We start from the raw sequence: 19,128 nt of genomic DNA, 5'->3' as shown, positions 1-19,128 counted from the left end.
AAGTGAGCGGGAACATTTTAACACCAAAAGACACCGATGATGGGGCATACCACCTTTTCTTCTCTTATCTTAATTGTGTGGTTTATTGATAATCTTAATCCGCTTTTTTTTCTTTAATTAAACCCAGATGTGCCGCAACCATTTTTAAAGTGCCATAATCATATATTCCTGGCATTTCTTGCCTTATTTTCACCAGGTCAGCATCGAATCTTTTTATGATAGAAGAAATTTCTTCTATCAATTCAGATTTCATATGGGATGAAAGCAATACTCTTCCTTTTTGAATTCCTTTTGCCAAATGTCCTTTTATAGTAGATTCAGCAAGTCCTCGCTGAAGGGCAATTTCTTCAATACTAGCCCCTTGATCACTCATAAGATAAGTTATTTCGTAAGTTTCCCCTTTTTCAAGCTTTACATTAGGGCTTCCTTTTTTCCTTTTTCCCGTTTTGTTTTTCAAAAATTTCGGATTTTCTTTAGCCAGCTTTTCAGCTTCTTTAGCCAGTTTAGACCGCAGCGAAGATACCTCAAGATCTATTTTTTCTAATTTACCTATCGGAGAACCTTCGATGACGGAAAGTATAATTTTTGCTACTTTCTTTATTTGGACTATTTTTTTTAAAATAGATAATTGTACTTCATCAAGCTTGTCTCTGTATGTCTGAGTCTTTGATAACCTATCTACCTCTGCATGGTGTATTAGAAGTTTGAAAAGGATGTTTTCTAACTTATGCTCATAATATTGTTCAGCTTTTTCTAGTCTTTCTTGAAGCAATGCTATTTCTTGGTTGTAGATAAGCCTATTGAGTTGATTTTGGAATTTGCCTAAATAATCAAGCTCCTCAGAGATTAAGCTTTTTAAATTACTCATGGCTTTTCTCATTTCTTCATCCTCAAACTCTAAGCTACTGTCAGCATTTTTCTCAAAACTTTGTATTGAGTCTAATATATCTTTGAAATCAAAAGTTTGGATGGCAAGTTTTTGTACAAAATTGCTTTGCCTATCTTCTAATATTTTCTCTAAAGGCGGAAGGGCTTCGGTGCTTTTTGAAAAATTCACAACACTTTGATCATTATTGATGGTAGCTGGAGAAATCCTGGTTCTTAAAATAAGTCCATCCATTGACCTTAATCTACTCAATGCTACGTATACCTGACCAGGAGCAAATGCCTGTCCTACGTCAATTATTGCTTTTTCAAAGGTCAATCCTTGACTCTTATGTACGGTGACAGCCCATGCAAGCTTTATTGGGAATTGTTCAAAAGTTCCAATAACTTCTTCTTCAAGTTCCTTTGTGTCTTCATGAATAACGTACTTCTTGTTTTCCCAACTCTCTTTTCTCAGTTTGTATCCATCTTCTCTTCCTTCGAAAGTCACGATTATTTCATTGGAGGAGAGTTCTTTTACTTTTGCCATTTTTCCATTAAAAAATTCAGAAAAACCACTAGTATCATTTTTCACAAACATGATTTGAGCACCTACCTTGAGCTCCAGTATTTTAGGAAGTGGAAAAAGATTCTCAGAAAAATCATTTGCTATTTCAGCCTCATATTGATACAACTTTCCAGGTAACTCATTCAATGCTTTACGATTGATCTCCTCAGCTTTGTAATTGTGGGTAGTAATCGTAATGGCATCCTCAATACTTTTAATTTCCTCGTGAGACTTGAAGTAAGAATTCAGAATTTTAATGTCGTTTTCTGTTACTTTATTTTCTCTCAGATTATTGAGAATTTGGATGAAAGTATTGTCCTGCTGCCTGAATATTTTATCTAATTCCAAGTAGACCATTCCAGAGTTTCTCAAACCATGTGCTTCGAAAAAATGCATGCTTCTGTAAAACTTCCCCAACACTCTCCATTCATGATCCTTAACGATAGGAGGTAATTGAAATAAATCCCCAATCATTAATAATTGTACTCCTCCAAAAGGTTCATCGAAGTTTCTTTTTATTGTTTTTAACCTGAAGTCAATAGCATCCAATACATCTGCCCTTAACATACTAACTTCATCTATAATCAATAGGTCAATCGACTTTAGAACACTTCTTCTTGCGGCATTCAATGGATGTCTCCTACTCAGTGTTTGCTGGGTATAAAAATTTGCTCCAGTACCAAAATTTCCGTCTGGTTCTTGTGTGGGTAAAAATGAACCTAGTGGCAAAAGAAATTGAGAATGGATAGTTACTCCTTTGGCATGCAAGGCTGCGATTCCTGTAGGAGCTACTACCACATATTTTTTGTATGTGAGGTTTCCCAAACTTCTTAGAAATGTTGTTTTTCCGGTTCCAGCCTTTCCAGTTAGAAAAATAGGGCTGTTCGTGCTATTTACAAACTGGGCAGCCAGCTCTAGCTTGTCAGTAACTTGATCTTCCATATTTTAAAATTAGCTTAAAATGGTTCTTTAAAAGAGGATTAACCGTTTAAGTTCGCAAATCTTTTAAAAAAATGTAACTTTGCCCAAGCTAGATAGTTGTCATACTAACTATTAAAACACGAAGTAAATGTCAAAACATATTGTAGTAACAGGAGGCACCAAAGGAATTGGTAGAGAAATCATTGAAAGGTTTGCCAAGAAGGGTTTTGATATCTCTACCTGTGCAAGAAATGAAGCAGATCTGAATGAACTCAAGGAGTATTTCAAAAAGAATTTCCCCAATCAGAAAATACTTGTTGTCAAAGCTGATCTATCAAAAAAAGATCAGGTTATTGCCTTTGCAAAGAAAGTGAAATCGGAGATTGGCCCTCCAGAAGTACTGATCAATAATACAGGAGTATTTCTTCCAGGTGCCATTCATACTGAACCTGAAGGTAATTTGGAATTGATGATTGAAACCAACCTCTATTCTGCCTACTACTTGACAAGGGAATTTACAGCCGAAATGATTGAGAGGAATTCAGGGCATATTTTCTCGATTGGTTCCATTGCGGGATTGACTGCTTATGCTAATGGAGGTAGTTATGCAATATCTAAATGGGCAATGTTGGGTTTTACCAAATGTTTGAGGCAAGAGCTCAAAGATTTTAATGTTAAAGTTACATCTATTTTGCCAGGCGCAACTTTTACAGCCAGCTGGGAAGGGGTGGAGATTCCAGAAGAGCGTTTTATGAAAGCCTCTGATGTTGCAGAGTCCGTTTGGGGAGCTTATAACCTTTCTCCAAGTTCAGTTGTTGAAGAAATAGTAATCAGACCACAATTAGGAGATCTATAAATCCCATGGAAACCAAAGCATTATTGAAACGAATTAAATACTGTAACAGCCTGACCAGCTATTCCCGAAGGAAAACCATCCCAGTTAAAGTGGGCGATGTTATTATAGGTGGAAATAATCCTATTGTCGTGCAGTCAATGACTACAGTAGATACTATGGATACGGAAGGTTCTGTGGAGCAATGTATCCGCATGATTGAAAGTGGCTGTCAGTTGATCCGTATCACAGCTCCCAGTATTAAGGAGGCCGAAAATCTTCAGAACATCAAAGACGAACTGAAGAAAAGGGGTTACAATACTCCTCTAGTGGCAGATATCCATTTTACTCCAAATGCTGCGGAAATTGCTGCGAAAATTGTAGAGAAGGTTCGTATCAATCCTGGGAATTACGCAGACAAGAAAAAATTTGAAGTCATTGAATATACTGATGAAAGCTATCAAGAGGAGTTAGAAAGAATAAGAGAACGTTTCCTTCCTTTGGTTAAAATCTGTAAAGAACATGGAACAGCCATGCGGATAGGAACCAATCATGGCTCGCTTTCTGATCGTATCATGAGTAGGTATGGAGATACCCCGCTTGGTATGGTAGAGTCTGCTTTGGAATTTTTGAGAATATGTGAGGATGAAAGTTTTTTTGACATAGTGATCTCCATGAAATCATCCAATACACAGGTGATGGTACAAGCCTATAGGCTTCTGGTTCAAAAACTTGAGGAAGGTGGTTTCAAACCCTATCCTTTACATTTAGGAGTAACAGAGGCGGGTGATGGAGAAGACGGTAGAATAAAGTCTGCTGTTGGAATCGGGACGCTTTTGGAAGATGGACTTGGAGATACTGTCAGGGTATCTTTGACTGAAGATCCTGAATTTGAAGCTCCTGTTGCAAAGGCACTGGTTGATCGCTACGAAAACAGGAAAGGTCATGATCCAATTCCGGAAATCAATGAATATCCTTTCTCACCTTTTGAGTATAGCAAAAGAGAGAGCGCTGAAATATATAATTTTGGAGAAGGGAATGTGCCAAGGGTAATTGCTGATATTTCTTCCATAGAAAATATCTCTCCAAAGGAAATGAAGCAGGTAGGACACTTCTACCTTCCAGAGTTGGATAAGTGGAAAATGAATGACCAAGGAGCAGACTTTGTGTTTACAGGGTCTAATCCTATCCCATTCATGTTACCAAATGGGATGAAGGAAATCCAAAATTTCCCAATTTGGAAAAATACAGAGGATAGAGACAATAAATTCCCGGCTTTTAGTCTTTCTGAATTTAAGGAGTCTTCTGAATTACACCCTTTATTGAATTTTTTGTTTCTCAATGTAGCGGAAATAGAGCGGGCTATTCCTCTGATAAAAGGTAGGAATGATTTGGTCATTATTCTTCATACATCAAATACCCATACCTATCCGGCTTTGAGGAGAGCTTTTGTTTCTTTACATGAAAATAATGTCAAATTACCAGTGGTGGTAAAAGTTGAATACGTTCAACAAAGTAATGATAAAACTATGCTTTACACCGCTACAGATATAGGCGGTTTATTGATTGATGGCTTAGGCGACGGAATTATGATAGGAGGGAATGCTTATCAGGCTCTGTCAAGGGAATCTAAACTAGAGCAAATCAAAACCCATAATTCCATTAGTTTCGGGGTATTGCAAGCTGCCCGCACCCGTATGTCCAAGACGGAATACATTTCTTGTCCTTCTTGTGGAAGGACCCTTTTTGATCTGCAGGAGACCACAGCCATGATCAGAAAAAGGACAGATCACCTGAAAGGGGTGAAAATTGGAATTATGGGATGTATTGTGAATGGACCAGGAGAAATGGCAGATGCAGATTTTGGTTATGTTGGGTCCGGGAAAGGGAAAATTACACTCTATAAAGGTAAAGAGGTAGTGAAACGCTCAGTTCCTTCTGCCAAAGCTGTGGATGAACTTATAGAAATCATCAAAAAAGAAGGCGCTTGGACTGAACCAGAGTCCTAGTATTTTGTTACAATAACGAATCCAAATACAAGACAAATAAAAAAATGTCAAAAAATAGACTTAAGGAATTTTTTAAACTTGGAGAAGTTGGGAATTATTTCTTCAGAGTTTTTCAAAAACCAGATCCAGAAAAACCTTCGAATTTTAATTTGAAAATGATGCACGGAATAAATAAGATCTCAATTCTTATGTTTTTAGCTGCCATTATTATTTGGACAGTGAAGCGGTGTGCTTGATTTATAATTTATATTGATATATTGATTACGATTTTCATTGTCGGTATTTCGATATAGTTTACTATGGATATTGTTTTTTTCAGAGAGTATTGCCTTTCGAAAAAAGGTGTTGTAGAAGATACCCCTTTTGATAATAACACCCTTTGCTTTAAGGTAGGTGGAAAGATTTTTGCCATAATAGATATTGAGCTATTTGAAAGTGTGAACTTAAAATGTGATCCGGACTGGGCTGAGGAATTAAGGGAAGAATACGTTGATATCGTTCCTGGCTACCATATGAACAAGAAGCATTGGAACACAGTAGCGTTCAATAAAACTGTTGCGGATAAATTAATTTTAGAACTGGTGGATCATTCTTATGAAATGATTTTGGATACACTACCCAAAAAGGTGAAAGACCTCATATCCAAATCATGAGTTTACTTAAAATAGAACATATTGATAAGTATTATGAAGAGGGAAAACCTGTATTAAAAGATTTTTCATTGGATTTGCCAAAAGGTAAAATAACCTCTTTGATAGGGGAAAGCGGATCCGGAAAAAGCACCTTACTCAGAATTATCGCTGGGACGGAAAACAGAGATTCTGGAGAAGTGTTTTTAGCAGGTGAGCGAATTTTAGGGCCAAAAGAAAAATTGGTTCCTGGTTATGATGAAATCCAGTTGGTTTATCAAGATTATAAGCTTTTTCCTAATAGTACTGTTGAAGAAAATATACTTAGACCTCTTTTGCAATATGACAAGGATTATCGGGCGCATCGGTTGGACACGATCCTTGCTCTTTTGAGATTAAGAGACTTTAAGGATAAATTCCCAAGGGAATTGTCTGGTGGACAACAGCAAAAAGTTGCAATAGGAAGGGCATTGAGCCTTGAGCCTTCAGTGATTTTACTGGATGAACCATTTTCAAGCTTGGACACCATTCAAAGCAGGGAATTGATTGAAGAATTAAAGCTGATTTTCCAAAAACTGAATATCACAGTACTCTTTGTTACTCATGATTTAGATGATGCTTTACAGATGAGCGACTCTCTGGTTATTATCCGAAGAGGGAGAATCATTCAATCAGGAGATGCAGCTTCAATTTTTCTTAAACCAAAAAATCTCTATGCTGCCAAATTATTCAGTTACCTAAATGAAATTCCCCATACCAAAAACACCTATATCAGGCCATCTGATTTGTTTTTATTCAAAACCAGTGGGCAAAAGGCGAAAGTGGTCGATAAAAAATACCTGATCCATTATAATCAACTCACGGTGCAACTTTCAACAGGGCAATTCTGGAAAGCGGAAGATAAAAAAAGAGTTTTCAACGTTGGAGATAAGGTTTATTTGAAATGGGAAAAGGATAAAGAAATATCCTTTCAATAAAAATCCCCTGGGTAGGGGATTTTTTTAATCTTCTGAATCTTCATTGGTATGACCATTTTCCAACTCTTCTTCGGTGGCTTCCCTCACTTCGAAAACCTCTCCGTCGAAATGAAGGTCAAAGCCTACCAGAGGATGATTGAAATCTAAAAGGACATTATCACCTAAGTCTTTTATAACCTTAGCCTGCATTGGGTACCCGTTTTCATCTATAAGCGGGAGGAAATTGCCTTCTTCCAACATCCCGGGTTCAAAGCCCTGCGCTTCTGAAAATTGTGTTTTGGGAAATTCCATCACCAATTCCTCCGATGCTTCACCATAGGCCTCTTCTGTTTTTAGTACAAAGTTGAAACTCTCACCTTCCTTTTTTCCGGAAAGTGATTCTTCAAATTTTTCAGGTAATCCACTGTTACCGAAAAGAAAGTAAAATGGATCTTCTTTATCCCTAACTTCCACACTGAACGGAACAGATTCAATTTCATCCTCCTCTTTACTTACTTTCAACTCGTAGGTGAGGCCTACGATCATTTTTTCTGCTATTTCCATAATCTTTGATATTCAAATACAAAACTACAATTATTTTATTGCCCCATTTAGCATAACAACAAAAATGCTAAACATACTTAGAACGAAGCAAAGCATGATCATTTTCTCTTTCTTTTTGATAGTAAAATATGCCGAAGCTATGAAAATGGCAGTGAATAAAAGTCCAAAAATAAAAATCACCCTGAGGTAAAGTGATTCAGAATTATGGAAGTATGGCGCATTTTCATTGTTGGGTAGAAGAAATATGTCCTCGTCCAACCACTTTGCACCGACCCATTCTCTTAGGTAAGAGTACGCGAAAATTCCCGAAGAGACCAGTGCTGCAAATTTTATAAAAAAGCGATTCATCCTATGAGATTTTAAAATATGGGGTTTTAGGCTAACGTTAGTTATGCAATAACCCCCTATTTTTGGATTTATTTTAAACTACTATGTTGACGATTTTCCCTGGAATGACAATGACTTTTTTAGGAGTTTTTCCTTCAACCCACTTTTGTACTGTATCATCAGACATAGCTGCTTTTTCGATCTCTTCTTTAGAAAGAGCTAGTGAAAGTGTCAACTTTGTACGCATTTTTCCATTGATAGAAACAGGGTATTCATGGTTACTTTCTACCAAGAACTCTTCTTTGAATTCCGGGAAAGTAGCATAGATGACAGAATCTTTATGTCCTAACAATGTCCAAAGTTCTTCCGCAATATGGGGCGCATAAGAAGACACAATCACAGCCAAAGGTTCCAGGATTGCTCTTTTGTTACACTTTTGGGCAGTCAGTTCGTTGACGCAGATCATAAAGGAAGCCACAGAAGTATTGAAAGAGTAATTCTCTAAATCTTCTTGGGTTTTCTTAATGGTCTTATGTAAAGTCTTCAATTCCTCAGCGCTAGGCTTGTCATCAGAAATGGAAATATTACCATTGTTGTCATGGTAAAGCTTCCAAAGCTTTTTCAAGAATTTGGACACACCGTCAATACCGTTGGTGTTCCAAGGCTTAAACTGTTCTAAAGGACCCAAAAACATTTCATAAAGCCTTAAAGTATCTGCCCCATATCTTTCTATGATGTCGTCAGGGTTGACCACATTATACTTTGATTTGGACATTTTTTCCACTTCGGCACCGCAGATGTATTTGCCGTCTTCCAGGATAAATTCCGCATCCGCCAAATCAGGCCTCCAAGCCTTGAATTTATCTAAATTCAATTGGTCATTGTAAACAATGTTCACATCCACATGCATGGCAGAGGTTTCGTATTGATCCTTCAAACCAAGGCTTACAAACTTATTGCTGCCTTTGATTCTATAGACAAAATTCGACCTTCCCTGAATCATACCCTGATTGATCATTTTCTGGAAAGGCTCCTGTATATCCACTGCACCGATATCAAATAAGAACTTGGTCCAGAATCTAGAATATAGCAAGTGTCCTGTGGCATGTTCAGCACCTCCAATATAGAGGTCCACCGCTCCCCAGTATTTGGCTACTTCAGGATCTACAAACTTCTCGGTGTTCTTAGCATCCATGTAGCGGAAGAAATACCAACTTGAGCCTGCCCATCCTGGCATGGTGCTTCTTTCTAAGGGGAATGTACCTTCCTCGGTACTGTAGTTCCAATCCTTGGCTCTGGCCAAAGGTGGCTCTCCATCTTCAGTTGGCAAATATTTATCAACCTCCGGCAATACCAAAGGCAAATCTTTTTCATCAATCAGATAAGGTAATCCTTCCTTGAAATAGACAGGAAGTGGCTCTCCCCAGTAGCGCTGACGGGTAAAGATGGCGTCACGCATCCTGTATTGGATTTTACCTTTCCCAATTTTATTTTCTTCTAAGAAAGCAATGGCTTTATCCATCGCATCTTTCATCTCCAAACCCGAAAGGAAGTCAGAATTCATGATGGTTCCTCCTTTGCCAGGGAAAGAACCTTCCTCCATACTGCCTTCGATGACCTGCCTGATTTCCAATCCAAAATGTTTGGCAAAATTATAATCTCGTTCATCATGAGCGGGGACTGCCATGACAGCGCCAGTACCATAACCTGCCAATACATAATCGGCTACCCAGATTTGGATCTCCTCACCGTTGAAAGGGTTGATGGCATAAGAACCTGTGAAAGCCCCAGAAATGGTTTTGACATCAGACATTCTTTCACGCTCAGACCTGTTTTTGGCAACTTCTACATAAGCTTCTGCTGTGGCTTTTTGGTCTGCTGTGATCAGATCTTTTACATAATCGTGCTCAGGAGCTAATGCCAAATAAGTCACTCCGTAAATGGTATCTATTCTAGTTGTAAAAACCTTGATTAATTTATCTTGGCCTTTTACTTGAAAGACCATCTCTGCACCAGTGGATTTCCCAATCCAGTTGCGCTGCATTTCTTTGATGGGTTCATTCCAGTCTACGGTCTCAAGTCCTTTCAAAAGTCGGTCCGCATATGCGGTGATTCGCATGGACCACTGCATCATTTTCTTGCGTTCTACAGGATGCCCACCTCTTTCTGAAAAGCCGTCTTTTACTTCATCATTGGAAAGTACCGTACCCAAAGCCGCACACCAGTTGACGGTGGTTTCTGCCAAATAGGTCAACCTGTATTTTAGAAGTATTTCCTGCTTTTCTTTTTCAGAAAAGGCTGCCCAATCTGTTGCGCTAAATTCCTTTGTTTCTTCATCACAGACCGCATCAACTCCAATGTTCCCATTGCTTTCAAATTTGCTGATCAGTGATTGGATACTTTTGGCTTTATCCTCTGATTTGTCATAGTAGCTGTTGAAAAGCTGCATGAAAATCCACTGGGTAAATTTATAATAGTCAGGGTTTGAGGTACGGGCCTCTTTATCCCAGTCAAAAGCAAACCCTATATTTTTCAGCTGTTCAGTATACCTTTTTATATTTTCCTCCGTGGTAATGGCAGGGTGTTGGCCAGTCTGAATGGCGTATTGCTCTGCTGGAAGACCAAAGGAATCATAACCCATAGGATGCAGGACATTAAAGCCCTGAAGCCTTTTATATCGGGTGACGATATCAGAAGCTATATAGCCTAAAGGATGTCCTACATGTAATCCCGCCCCTGAAGGATAGGGGAACATGTCTAATGAATAAAACTTTGGTTTGCTAGGGTCAACTTTGGCATTGAAAATCTGGTTTTTCTCCCAGTATTGCTGCCATTTTTTTTCTATTACTTGAGGATTATAATCAGCCATTATTAGCGAATTCTTTAAAATATTGTCTAACAGCTTGCAAAAATAGAAAAAATAGCGGGATTCGGTGGATAATTCCTGATTGATGTCATAACGACCAGAATGGTTCTCTAATGATTGAAAAATCAATCGTTTTTGAATACCGGTTTTTGGTTGAATCGATAGGTCCAGATTTATCAATTTTCAATATCACATTGAACTTTGCTTGTCAATTCACTGTAATTGAACAAATAATTTAATTACATTCAATTCAAATTCTGTGTTTTGGGAAAAATAATTACCCCTATAGTTGATCTGGAAAGAAAACTGATTGCTGATGCCCAAGAACAAATTAGGGTAGAACGCCAAGTTATCGTCCATGTTAGTATTTCTACAACACATTCATGGTGGCAAATCAGAATTTGGCCAAGTACTTTTTTGGTTCCCAGAGAGGGAGCTGACAAATCTAAATTACTGAATGCGGATAGGATTCCATTTTTTCCAGAATGGTTACATGTTTTTGGTTCAAAACATCACTTTACATTGATCTTTGAAGGATTGTCAAATGACTGCGAAGTTTTTGATTTGATTGAGGAAATTCCTCAAGAAGGAGGATTCGAGGTTAAAGGCATATGCCGGAATCAAACTGATGTATATCACGTGGAGATTTTTGATTGAGGCTTTTTATTATTGATTGCGTTTATTTTTTTTAGGTAAATGTCCTTCATTTCTCAGACAGCGAATCCAACAGAGCATCCTCTAGACTCTAATACATTTTAATGCCTGTAACTCGGTCCTTCCAAGACCTTAAAAACATGCAATACGGCTGGGAAAACAGCATCCATGCACTCTTCCGAACCTTTGGTGGAACCAGGTAAAGCAAGGACTAGAGTGTTACCAATTAATCCAGCTACAGATCGGGAAAGCATAGCGTATGGCATGCGTTGTTGGCCATAGTTGCGAATGGCTTCTTCTATGCCAGGTACTTCTTTTTCGATCATGGGACGGATGGAATCAGGTGTGATGTCCCTTGGTGAAAGACCCGTTCCACCTGTAAAAATCACCATATTGATTCCTTGTGCTGTAAGGTCTTTCAACTTACTTTGAATTTCTTCTTTTTCATCTGGGATTACGAGGTAATCCTGAATGCTGACATGATACTGCTCCAGTTTGCTGATAATGACTTTACCAGCTTTATCCTCTTTCTGTCCAGCGGAAATAGTGTCCGAACATACGATCACAGCCGCCTTGAGCTCTAGGGTTTTGTCTTTTGAAAAATCACTTTTCCCTCCTTTTTTCTCCACCAATTTAATCTGCTCAATACTGATATTTTTATCAATGGGTTTTAGCATGTCGTACATGGTCAGCGCGACAACTGATGCGGCATGCATGGCCTCAACTTCTACACCAGTCTTGTAGATGGTGTGAATTTCCACTAAAACATAGACTTCCAAACCTTTGATGTCATAGCTAACCGACGTGTATTCGATGGGTAGGGGATGGCAATCGGGTATCATGTCCGCAGTCCGTTTGGCAGCAAAAAGTCCCGCCACCTTTGCCATCTCGAAAACATCTCCTTTTGGGACTTTTTTGTCAACAATGGCCGCGATTGTTTCCTCAGAACTTACTTTGACGATGGCCTGTGCAATGGCTTTTCGAAGGGTGGTAGATTTATGGGTTATGTTGATCATGTTAGAATCTAGAGGTTAGAGGATTAATTATGGTAGAAATAGGGTTGAAATACTATAGAAATAAAGTGGAAATATGGTTGAAATAAGGAGTAGATACTTGATGATAATAGCCTTTGGCGATATTTTGATATTGTCTTTTTAGAGATGATAATTTTTGTCGTTCACACAGCGAACGCAACGATTGGCGCAGCGAGCGCAGGGGTGGATCAAATGACAATTATGTTTCTATTAACAATCAATATCCATTTCAACAATATTTCGCCACAGCTATATTTCTAATTATTTCGCGAAGCATATTTCATTTATTATATCAATCAATATCTATAAGTATCAATTTCAACTCTATTTATAGATATTTCTATGTTATTTCACGAAGTATATTTCTACCTTATTTCAGATTATGTAGCTAAGCCAGTATCAAATAATATCCAATATCAATCAATATCTAATATTTAAGTATTCACCTTCCACTCTGAACTTTCATTATCCAAGATTTCTTTTCCCCAGATAGGGAGTTCTTTTTTGATGCGTTCTACGAGTTCCTCGCAGGCATCGATGGCAGCTTTACGGTGTTTGGAGGAAGTGAAGACGAAGAGACAGATTTCTCCTGTTTTGACCTCTCCCAAACTATGGTAAATATGCATGCAGCTCAAGGGATATTTGGAGAAGACAGCTTCACGGATTTCATAAGCTTGTTGTAAAGCCATGTCTTCGTAGGCTGTATATTCTATAGCCTTGACAATTCCATCTTCTTTTTGATCCGCTCTCACTTGTCCCAAGAAAATGCTGTGTCCGCCAATATCTGTTTTGCTACTATGGTTGGCGATGGATTTAGCGATTTTCTCTGGAGAGATTGCTCCTTCTACAAATATGTTTTTGGGTGTTCTTTTCTTTTCCATGGTTTTTATGTTTTGGGCCACGAAGGCACTAAGACACTAAGTTAAGTATGATCTTAAACCTCAGGGGCTTATTTTTAATAGAAATACTATAGAAATAAATGGAAATATTGTTGAAATACTCTTTGTGCTTCATACTTCACGCAGCGGGTGAAGCGATGTTCGTAAAGTAGGCTGCGGAAGTACTTTTTTTTGATTTTGAGCTCTTTTGAGTTCGCTTACATATTTCAATTTTATTTCGCGAAGCATATTTCCACAATATTTCATGAATTACATTTAGATATCGAATATCCTCCAGTATCTCTAATATCAAAGCATATCTATTAATATCTATTTCAATATATTTCTACTTTATTTCGCGAAGCATATTTCAATATCATAACATCTAATATCTATTCCAAATCCCCATAATATTTTAAAATCCCCCCCTCAATTGACAGAATATTTTTATCACGGAACTGTCTTTGAAGAATCTTGGCTGCTTTTAGACTTCTAATGCCTGTTTGGCAAAAGAGCAAGACATTCTGGTATGTTGACAATTCATTTTTTCTTACTTCGATTTGATCTAATGCTATCCGAGTGAATTCCAGAGAAACAAGCTGTGGTAATTCATCGGCTGCTCTCACATCTATCAAAATACTTTGATCTTTGGTTTTTAGTAAAGTTGTAGCTTCTTGCCAGTTAATTTGCGAACTGAAGCCACAAAAATCCGAATAATCCATCTGCAACAATGCTTCTGCTGATTGTGGGCGATGTTTTTCGCTATCAGGGTTTTTACTGAGTTCTACTTGGTATGATGCGTGATTGAGGAGATTATAAAAGAGCATTTTGTCTGACAAAGTTTCTCCATACCCTGTGAGCAATTTGATGGTTTCATTTGCCATCATGGTTCCAATTGTTCCCGGCAATACACCTAGAACTCCTGTTTCATTGCAATTTGGAACTTCTTCAGGAGCAGGAGCGACGGGATAGATGTCCCGGTAATTGGCTGATGTTTTTCCTTTGGTATTGAAAATAGCAACCTGTCCTTCATTTTGATAAATGGCCCCAAAAACCAATGGTTTGCCTAGCAATACACAAGCATCATTAACCAAATATCGGGTAGGGAAATTATCAGAACCATCCACAATCAAGTCATATTCTTGGAGTATACTCAAGATATTGTCAGTCCTTAGGAATTCAGAGATGACATTGATCTTTAGATCAGGGTACTTTGCTGAAATGATTTTGGTAGCAGTGGAGGCTTTGTTTTTACCCAAGTCTTCATGGCCGAATAAAACCTGCCGATTGAGATTTGATACTGATACATGATCTCCATCGACAATCCCAATCGTACCAATCCCGGCTGCACTGAGATAGAGTAGGGCAGGACAACCCAATCCTCCTGCGCCAACTACCAAGACTTTCGCATCAAGGAGTTTCTGCTGAGAAGCTTGCCCAAAACCGGGCAGAATATATTGTCTTTCGAACCTGTTCATTGATTATCCTCCAGAGAATGGTGGCAAAAGTGCAACCTCTGCTCCTTGAGGAATTTCTGTATTTCCAGTGACCTGCTTTTTGTTAACTGCAAGGCTAAACTTCATGTTTTTGAGTTCGGGATATTGCTGCTGCAAAAAACCCAACAGAATGTCCGTATTAGGCATGTTGTCTAATTCCAACTCTGTTTTGCCCAATAATTCTACAATTTTCCCGAAGGCTAGTATTTTCATTCTTTCTGTTCTATGCTTTAATTCAAAGATAACATTCTGAGTTCTTTTCTTGAAGGAATGTTATTTAAAAAGAAGGTTTAATGGTTTTTGAAAGAAACTATTTCGAAAGATCCGAATTTTTTATTGTCAATGAATTTGTAGATTTCTTCTCTATTCTCTGAAAGTAAATTAGCTAATTTTGAGGTTGTCAAGTTTCCAGTCCTAATCCAGATTATTTTCGGCGGAAATCCATATAGACTATTTAAATCACTAAAATCAGCATCTTGTGTTACTATTACATAGCCATTAATTCTCGCAAAATCCCAGATTTCTTTATCTGTTGCATTAATTAATCCTTCATTTTTAATAGTACTTGACTTATCGAACTGTTTGTGAAGTAATTTAAGAATACGGAATGAAATGTTTTGATCGAACAATAGCTTCATACAGCCAATTGAAAAGTTTTATTTTCCTTATCAGCTGCATAGCTGAGAACCGCATAGATATCAATTTCTGTTAATTCTTCATATTCCTCAAGAATCTCTGATATACTCATTCCTGAAGCTAACCAACCCAATACGTCACCTACAGTGATTCTCATTCCTCGAATACAAGGTTTCCCACCTCTTTTTCCAGACTCGATCGTAATAATTGACTTGTAATTAACCATAGCTACTTTCTTTACAATTAAATATACGTGATTTATTTCATTAAGAATAAATTCTTCGGGTCAAGTTCTTTATCCCAAAATCAATTTCACAGCTGCAATAAGAAGTACAACAGTTAAAGTATATTTTACGCCTTGATAATTGAATTTTTTGGCTCCCATATAAGCTCCTAGTGCTCCACCTGCGATGGTCAATGGCATTAAAATCCACAATTGAGGGTCTAGGTCTACAGTAAAAGTACTGGCTCCGATAAGTCCCGAAATGGAATTGAAAAATATAAAAAGAGCGCTTACTGCGGCTGTTTCTTTCATATTGGCCCAGCCTAAAAGCAGGAGTATAGGTGAAAGTATGATTCCCCCTCCAATGCCAATCAATCCTGATACAAAACCAATGCTTAAACCGATCACTGCAGTAAGGAGTAGATTTTGAGAGGCCTTTTGTGTGGATGCAGTCGGAAAGACATTCAGAAATCTCAAAATCGGAAAGAACAGAAGAATACCGAGAATTTGTTTATAAACAGCTGTGTCAACAAGGATTTTTCCACCTAGAAATGCTGCAGGTACCGAAAAGATGATGATAGATAAAAAGAGTTTGATTGGAAACTTTACAGTTCCTCGATAGGCCATAAAAGCCATAAAGGAAACGATGATATTCAGTATCAAGGCCGTTGGGCGAATCTCTTCGGGGGCAAAGTTGAAGATGGCTAAAAACATCAGGTATGAACTGGCGCCGCCATGACCAACAGCAGCATATAAAAACGCAGCGACTGGCATCAGAATATACAATAACCACCAAAATGATTCCATACTTACCAGGTATAAACCGCTACTTTTTCACCAGCCTCTAAGCTTTCTATTCCTTCAGGAATCTCTACAAAAGAATCTGCCTGAGAAAAAGCAATCAGATTAAAGGATTCCTGTCCACTAAGAATGTCAACTTTATCATTTTCAATCTTAGCTTTCAAGAAAAAAGTAAGCTTAGGATTGGTTTTTACAGCTTTTGCTAAGGGTAAAATATGGGTTGGCTCCCAAGAACTTTGATGGCCCATCCACTGCTTAATACTTGGTTTAACGTATTGGTTGAAACAAGTAATAACAGATGCAGGATTACCAGGGAGTGCGAAAATCATTTTTTGATCTTTTCTGCCTACAAAAATTGGTTTCCCTGGTTTCTGCTTGATTTTATAAAACAACTCTTGAACTCCAGCACTTTCCAAACCTGCTTTCACATAATCATAGTCTCCAACAGAGATCCCTCCCGATAAAATGATCAAATCATGATTTGCCAAAGCTTTGGTGATTGATTGCCTTACCATTGCCGCATTGTCTTCAACTCTGATGGTTTCTATTTCAATGATGCCTTCTTTTTTCAGGTAAGCATTTAGAAGAGGTCCATTGGCATTGTATATTTCGCCAAATGCTAAAGGTTGGCCAATTTCCTTGATTTCATTCCCTGTGATGATCAATCCTACAGATGGTGGGCAAAAAACAGGGACATGCTCAATGCCAACTGAAGCCAGCAGCCCGATTCCTCCGGGACTGATCTCTGTTCCTGCCTGCATGATTCGATCTCCCGTTTTGGTTTGGGCTCCTTTCAGCCTGATATGATCTCCTTTCTTAAAGTTATTGGTATCGAAGCTTAACTTCCCATCCTTTATTTCTACCCATTCTTGAGGAATTACGGTATCTGCACCTTTAGGAGTTGGTGCTCCTGTAAAAATTCTGACTGCTTTTCCGGATGTAAGTGTGGGTGTTTCTTTAGCTCCTGCAGCTATTTCACCTGCTAACTCCCAAGAGGATTTGCCTGGCTCCAAGGAAAGCGCATAACCATCCATAGCGGAATTGTCAAATGAAGGCACATCTATGGGAGAAACAATGTCCTCTGCACATATCAGACCTTCGGTTGACTCCAGAGGGAAAAGTTTAATTTTCTTCTGTGGAATATTTTGTTGGAGTATGGATTTGGCTTCGGTAACTGAGATCATATTTGTGTTTCAATAAAATGGGCTTCTTTTAACTATTCTGCTTGGGACTTTTTTGGCTGATTATGGTTGAAATTAACCCTGGCTTTTATCAGGTGCCCTATTTCCTTTATTTTCAATAAAAATTTCTTTTCAAAATATCCATCAATATCAATTATATCTATTTCAATATATTTCAATTGTATTTCCACCATATTTCAAAACCAAATTTGTCTCAAAATATCAACCATTATCTACAAATATCAATTAATATCCTTTTTATCCCCCAATCTTAATCATACTTCTATTCTCTATTTTATCAGCCTCCGCTTTGGTATAATCTTGAGTAAATTGTCCTCCAAGAGCAGCATGTTTGTTCCTAACAGACAGCCTGATCAGGGGCTCTATATCTTTACCTTCACGCAATGCCCCGAGAATATCCATTTCATCTTTTCCAAAAAGGCAGTTTTTCATTTTACCATCTGCGGTGATACGCATGCGGTTGCAAGTCCCGCAAAAATGCTCACTCATGGTGGTGATAAAGGCAAAAGTTCCCAAGTGAGCTTCTGCTTGATAGGCTTTGGCAGTGTCGTTTGGCTCATCTTTAAGTTTGCTGACCTTAAATTCCTTTTTCACCATTTCAAGCATTTTCGCAGCGGTCAGTACCTTATCCTTGTTCCAAAGATTACCAGCAAAGGGCATAAATTCTATAAAGCGAACATGCAGAGGAAGATCCTTTGTCAATGCAACAAAGTCCAAGATTTCCTTTTCTATGATTCCGTTCAGCGCTACTACGTTGATTTTAACCCTGAATTTGTTTTCTAAGAGGAGGTTTATGTTTTCCCAAACTTTTTCAAACTGATCTCTATTGGTGAGTTTACGGAAGCTTTCTCTATTCAAGGTGTCTAGGCTGATATTGACTTTTTTGATGCCAGCTGCCTTCAGAGCATTTAAGTGTTTATCTATCAAGACCCCGTTACTACTGATGGTGAGTTCAACAGGGAGCTTGGATAGCGTTTGGATGATTTGAGGGAATTCTTTTCTGACCAGCGGTTCGCCTCCAGTGAGTCGGATTTTTTTTACTCCTAAGTCCACAAATTTCTTGGCGATGATTTCAATTTCATCTGCCTGCATCAGGTGTGCATTGGGCATGCTTTGAATGTCCTCATCCGGCATGCAGTAATTGCAACGGAAGTTACAGCTATCCGTCAGGGAGATTCTTAGGTAATCGTGAACTCTTTGATACTGGTCCTGAAGCATTGAAGTTGATTTTGCTATATCTAATTTGAGTAAACAAGTTAAAGACTTTTTGAATCGTTCCCTAAAAAACAGAAAATACATCAGTGGTTTGTCATCTCCCAACTTGTTTCCAGAAATCAATTTTGTCTGTTGGTAGGGGACTTGTGCTTAAAAAATCTAAGGTTTTGATATTATTGGCAGTAAAATAAGCATGCAGATCATTTAAATCAAAAAAAGACCTGTATTCCGGGTTCACTGCTTCATCTTCAATTTGACAAAGATCGGAGTATTTGTTGGTTTTCGACAAAAAGGTCAATTCAGTCGCTTTTTCTATTTTACTGATAAAAGTCTGGAGTTTTTGGTTTTCAAGATTTACCTCCAAAAAATGTATATCTATATAAGTTGCCTTTTTCATATGATTTTAATTTGTTTTTCAGAGATCATCCTGACAAGCCAGGACAGGTTATGGAA

Annotated in this window: 20 protein-coding genes; 6 read left to right on the top strand and 14 right to left on the bottom strand. The window is 38.1% G+C overall.

What is annotated here, in order from left to right; genetic code table 11:
• Positions 1–94 precede the first annotated feature (94 nt).
• The gene (locus EA341_RS08175) at positions 95–2,374 is read right to left on the bottom strand and encodes a helix-turn-helix domain-containing protein (RefSeq protein WP_293012868.1); all 2,280 of its coding nucleotides are present in this window, start codon (positions 2,372–2,374) and stop codon (positions 95–97) included.
• A 127-nt stretch (positions 2,375–2,501) separates the two neighbouring features.
• Between EA341_RS08175 and EA341_RS08170 the strand changes: the two genes are divergently transcribed.
• From EA341_RS08170 to EA341_RS08150, 5 genes are all read left to right on the top strand, one after another.
• A complete protein-coding gene (locus EA341_RS08170) occupies positions 2,502–3,209 on the top strand; it encodes an SDR family oxidoreductase (RefSeq protein WP_293012867.1) in 708 nt (235 codons plus the stop codon).
• Between the two features lie 5 nt (positions 3,210–3,214).
• Positions 3,215–5,194 carry a (E)-4-hydroxy-3-methylbut-2-enyl-diphosphate synthase gene (gene ispG, locus EA341_RS08165; protein WP_293012866.1) on the top strand — a complete coding sequence of 660 codons (1,980 nt, stop codon included), beginning with the start codon at positions 3,215–3,217 and terminating at the stop codon, positions 5,192–5,194.
• Positions 5,195–5,238: 44 nt separating this feature from the next.
• Positions 5,239–5,430, top strand: coding sequence for a DUF6728 family protein (locus EA341_RS08160; protein WP_293012865.1), 192 nt, complete (start codon positions 5,239–5,241; stop codon positions 5,428–5,430).
• A gap of 63 nt (positions 5,431–5,493) precedes the next feature.
• Positions 5,494–5,847 (top strand): MmcQ/YjbR family DNA-binding protein, encoded by a 354-nt coding sequence (locus tag EA341_RS08155; protein ID WP_293012863.1) that lies wholly within the window; start codon positions 5,494–5,496, stop codon positions 5,845–5,847.
• Positions 5,844–6,800, top strand: coding sequence for an ABC transporter ATP-binding protein (locus tag EA341_RS08150; protein WP_293012862.1), 957 nt, complete (start codon positions 5,844–5,846; stop codon positions 6,798–6,800). Before EA341_RS08155 ends, EA341_RS08150 begins: the two co-directional genes overlap by 4 nt.
• Positions 6,801–6,824: 24 nt before the next feature.
• Here EA341_RS08150 and EA341_RS08145 read toward each other — a convergent pair whose 3' ends face one another.
• From EA341_RS08145 to leuS, 3 genes are all read right to left on the bottom strand, one after another.
• Positions 6,825–7,343: an FKBP-type peptidyl-prolyl cis-trans isomerase gene (locus EA341_RS08145; protein WP_293012861.1), complete on the bottom strand. Its 519-nt coding sequence runs from the start codon at positions 7,341–7,343 to the stop codon at positions 6,825–6,827.
• A 30-nt stretch (positions 7,344–7,373) separates the two neighbouring features.
• Positions 7,374–7,691: a hypothetical protein gene (locus tag EA341_RS08140; RefSeq protein WP_293012860.1), complete on the bottom strand. Its 318-nt coding sequence runs from the start codon at positions 7,689–7,691 to the stop codon at positions 7,374–7,376.
• 73 nt (positions 7,692–7,764) lie between these two features.
• Positions 7,765–10,539, bottom strand: coding sequence for a leucine--tRNA ligase (gene leuS, locus EA341_RS08135; RefSeq protein WP_293012858.1), 2,775 nt, complete (start codon positions 10,537–10,539; stop codon positions 7,765–7,767).
• Positions 10,540–10,800: 261 nt separating this feature from the next.
• On the opposite strand from leuS, the gene EA341_RS08130 reads away from it, so the two are divergent.
• Complete coding sequence (locus EA341_RS08130) at positions 10,801–11,193, top strand: hypothetical protein (protein ID WP_293012856.1); 393 nt, start codon at positions 10,801–10,803, stop codon at positions 11,191–11,193.
• A gap of 98 nt (positions 11,194–11,291) precedes the next feature.
• Here EA341_RS08130 and moaCB read toward each other — a convergent pair whose 3' ends face one another.
• The 10 genes from moaCB to EA341_RS08080 form a co-directional block, all read right to left on the bottom strand.
• Positions 11,292–12,206, bottom strand: a complete 915-nt coding sequence (gene moaCB / locus EA341_RS08125; RefSeq protein WP_293012855.1) for a bifunctional molybdenum cofactor biosynthesis protein MoaC/MoaB — start codon at positions 12,204–12,206, stop codon at positions 11,292–11,294.
• Between the two features lie 452 nt (positions 12,207–12,658).
• Positions 12,659–13,105: a molybdenum cofactor biosynthesis protein MoaE gene (locus EA341_RS08120; protein WP_293012854.1), complete on the bottom strand. Its 447-nt coding sequence runs from the start codon at positions 13,103–13,105 to the stop codon at positions 12,659–12,661.
• Between the two features lie 389 nt (positions 13,106–13,494).
• Positions 13,495–14,580: a HesA/MoeB/ThiF family protein gene (locus tag EA341_RS08115; RefSeq protein WP_293012853.1), complete on the bottom strand. Its 1,086-nt coding sequence runs from the start codon at positions 14,578–14,580 to the stop codon at positions 13,495–13,497.
• A 3-nt stretch (positions 14,581–14,583) separates the two neighbouring features.
• Positions 14,584–14,811, bottom strand: coding sequence for a MoaD/ThiS family protein (locus EA341_RS08110; RefSeq protein WP_293012852.1), 228 nt, complete (start codon positions 14,809–14,811; stop codon positions 14,584–14,586).
• Positions 14,812–14,888: 77 nt separating this feature from the next.
• Positions 14,889–15,236 (bottom strand): DUF5615 family PIN-like protein, encoded by a 348-nt coding sequence (locus tag EA341_RS08105; protein ID WP_293012851.1) that lies wholly within the window; start codon positions 15,234–15,236, stop codon positions 14,889–14,891.
• On the bottom strand, positions 15,233–15,460 hold the full coding sequence (locus tag EA341_RS08100; protein ID WP_293012850.1) for a DUF433 domain-containing protein: 228 nt from the start codon (positions 15,458–15,460) through the stop codon (positions 15,233–15,235). Before EA341_RS08100 ends, EA341_RS08105 begins: the two co-directional genes overlap by 4 nt.
• 69 nt (positions 15,461–15,529) lie before the next feature.
• A complete protein-coding gene (locus tag EA341_RS08095; RefSeq protein WP_293012848.1) occupies positions 15,530–16,264 on the bottom strand; it encodes a sulfite exporter TauE/SafE family protein in 735 nt (244 codons plus the stop codon).
• A gap of 2 nt (positions 16,265–16,266) precedes the next feature.
• Positions 16,267–17,442 carry a gephyrin-like molybdotransferase Glp gene (gene glp / locus EA341_RS08090; RefSeq protein ID WP_293012846.1) on the bottom strand — a complete coding sequence of 392 codons (1,176 nt, stop codon included), beginning with the start codon at positions 17,440–17,442 and terminating at the stop codon, positions 16,267–16,269.
• 255 nt (positions 17,443–17,697) lie between these two features.
• Positions 17,698–18,678, bottom strand: coding sequence for a GTP 3',8-cyclase MoaA (gene moaA, locus EA341_RS08085; protein ID WP_293012845.1), 981 nt, complete (start codon positions 18,676–18,678; stop codon positions 17,698–17,700).
• Between the two features lie 91 nt (positions 18,679–18,769).
• Positions 18,770–19,072 carry a hypothetical protein gene (locus EA341_RS08080; RefSeq protein ID WP_293012843.1) on the bottom strand — a complete coding sequence of 101 codons (303 nt, stop codon included), beginning with the start codon at positions 19,070–19,072 and terminating at the stop codon, positions 18,770–18,772.
• Positions 19,073–19,128: the final 56 nt, after the last annotated feature.

The sequence above is a fragment of the Mongoliibacter sp. genome (assembly GCF_007692705.1).
Classification (GTDB): Bacteria; Bacteroidota; Bacteroidia; order Cytophagales; family Cyclobacteriaceae; genus Mongoliibacter.
This window is presented reverse-complemented; position numbering and strand designations above follow the sequence as displayed.

Coding starts and splice junctions, on each gene's coding strand:
- glp (WP_293012846.1), bottom strand. CDS start 17,442: ATGATCTCAGTTACCGAAGCCAAATCCATACTCCAACAAAATATTCCA.
- ispG (WP_293012866.1), top strand. CDS start 3,215: ATGGAAACCAAAGCATTATTGAAACGAATTAAATACTGTAACAGCCTG.
- EA341_RS08105 (WP_293012851.1), bottom strand. CDS start 15,236: ATGAAGCTATTGTTCGATCAAAACATTTCATTCCGTATTCTTAAATTA.
- EA341_RS08140 (WP_293012860.1), bottom strand. CDS start 7,691: ATGAATCGCTTTTTTATAAAATTTGCAGCACTGGTCTCTTCGGGAATT.
- leuS (WP_293012858.1), bottom strand. CDS start 10,539: ATGGCTGATTATAATCCTCAAGTAATAGAAAAAAAATGGCAGCAATAC.
- EA341_RS08160 (WP_293012865.1), top strand. CDS start 5,239: ATGTCAAAAAATAGACTTAAGGAATTTTTTAAACTTGGAGAAGTTGGG.
- EA341_RS08095 (WP_293012848.1), bottom strand. CDS start 16,264: ATGGAATCATTTTGGTGGTTATTGTATATTCTGATGCCAGTCGCTGCG.
- EA341_RS08150 (WP_293012862.1), top strand. CDS start 5,844: ATGAGTTTACTTAAAATAGAACATATTGATAAGTATTATGAAGAGGGA.
- EA341_RS08110 (WP_293012852.1), bottom strand. CDS start 14,811: ATGAAAATACTAGCCTTCGGGAAAATTGTAGAATTATTGGGCAAAACA.
- EA341_RS08175 (WP_293012868.1), bottom strand. CDS start 2,374: ATGGAAGATCAAGTTACTGACAAGCTAGAGCTGGCTGCCCAGTTTGTA.
- moaA (WP_293012845.1), bottom strand. CDS start 18,678: ATGCTTCAGGACCAGTATCAAAGAGTTCACGATTACCTAAGAATCTCC.
- EA341_RS08155 (WP_293012863.1), top strand. CDS start 5,494: ATGGATATTGTTTTTTTCAGAGAGTATTGCCTTTCGAAAAAAGGTGTT.
- EA341_RS08170 (WP_293012867.1), top strand. CDS start 2,502: ATGTCAAAACATATTGTAGTAACAGGAGGCACCAAAGGAATTGGTAGA.
- EA341_RS08080 (WP_293012843.1), bottom strand. CDS start 19,072: ATGAAAAAGGCAACTTATATAGATATACATTTTTTGGAGGTAAATCTT.
- EA341_RS08100 (WP_293012850.1), bottom strand. CDS start 15,460: ATGGTTAATTACAAGTCAATTATTACGATCGAGTCTGGAAAAAGAGGT.
- EA341_RS08115 (WP_293012853.1), bottom strand. CDS start 14,580: ATGAACAGGTTCGAAAGACAATATATTCTGCCCGGTTTTGGGCAAGCT.
- EA341_RS08145 (WP_293012861.1), bottom strand. CDS start 7,343: ATGGAAATAGCAGAAAAAATGATCGTAGGCCTCACCTACGAGTTGAAA.
- moaCB (WP_293012855.1), bottom strand. CDS start 12,206: ATGATCAACATAACCCATAAATCTACCACCCTTCGAAAAGCCATTGCA.
- EA341_RS08120 (WP_293012854.1), bottom strand. CDS start 13,105: ATGGAAAAGAAAAGAACACCCAAAAACATATTTGTAGAAGGAGCAATC.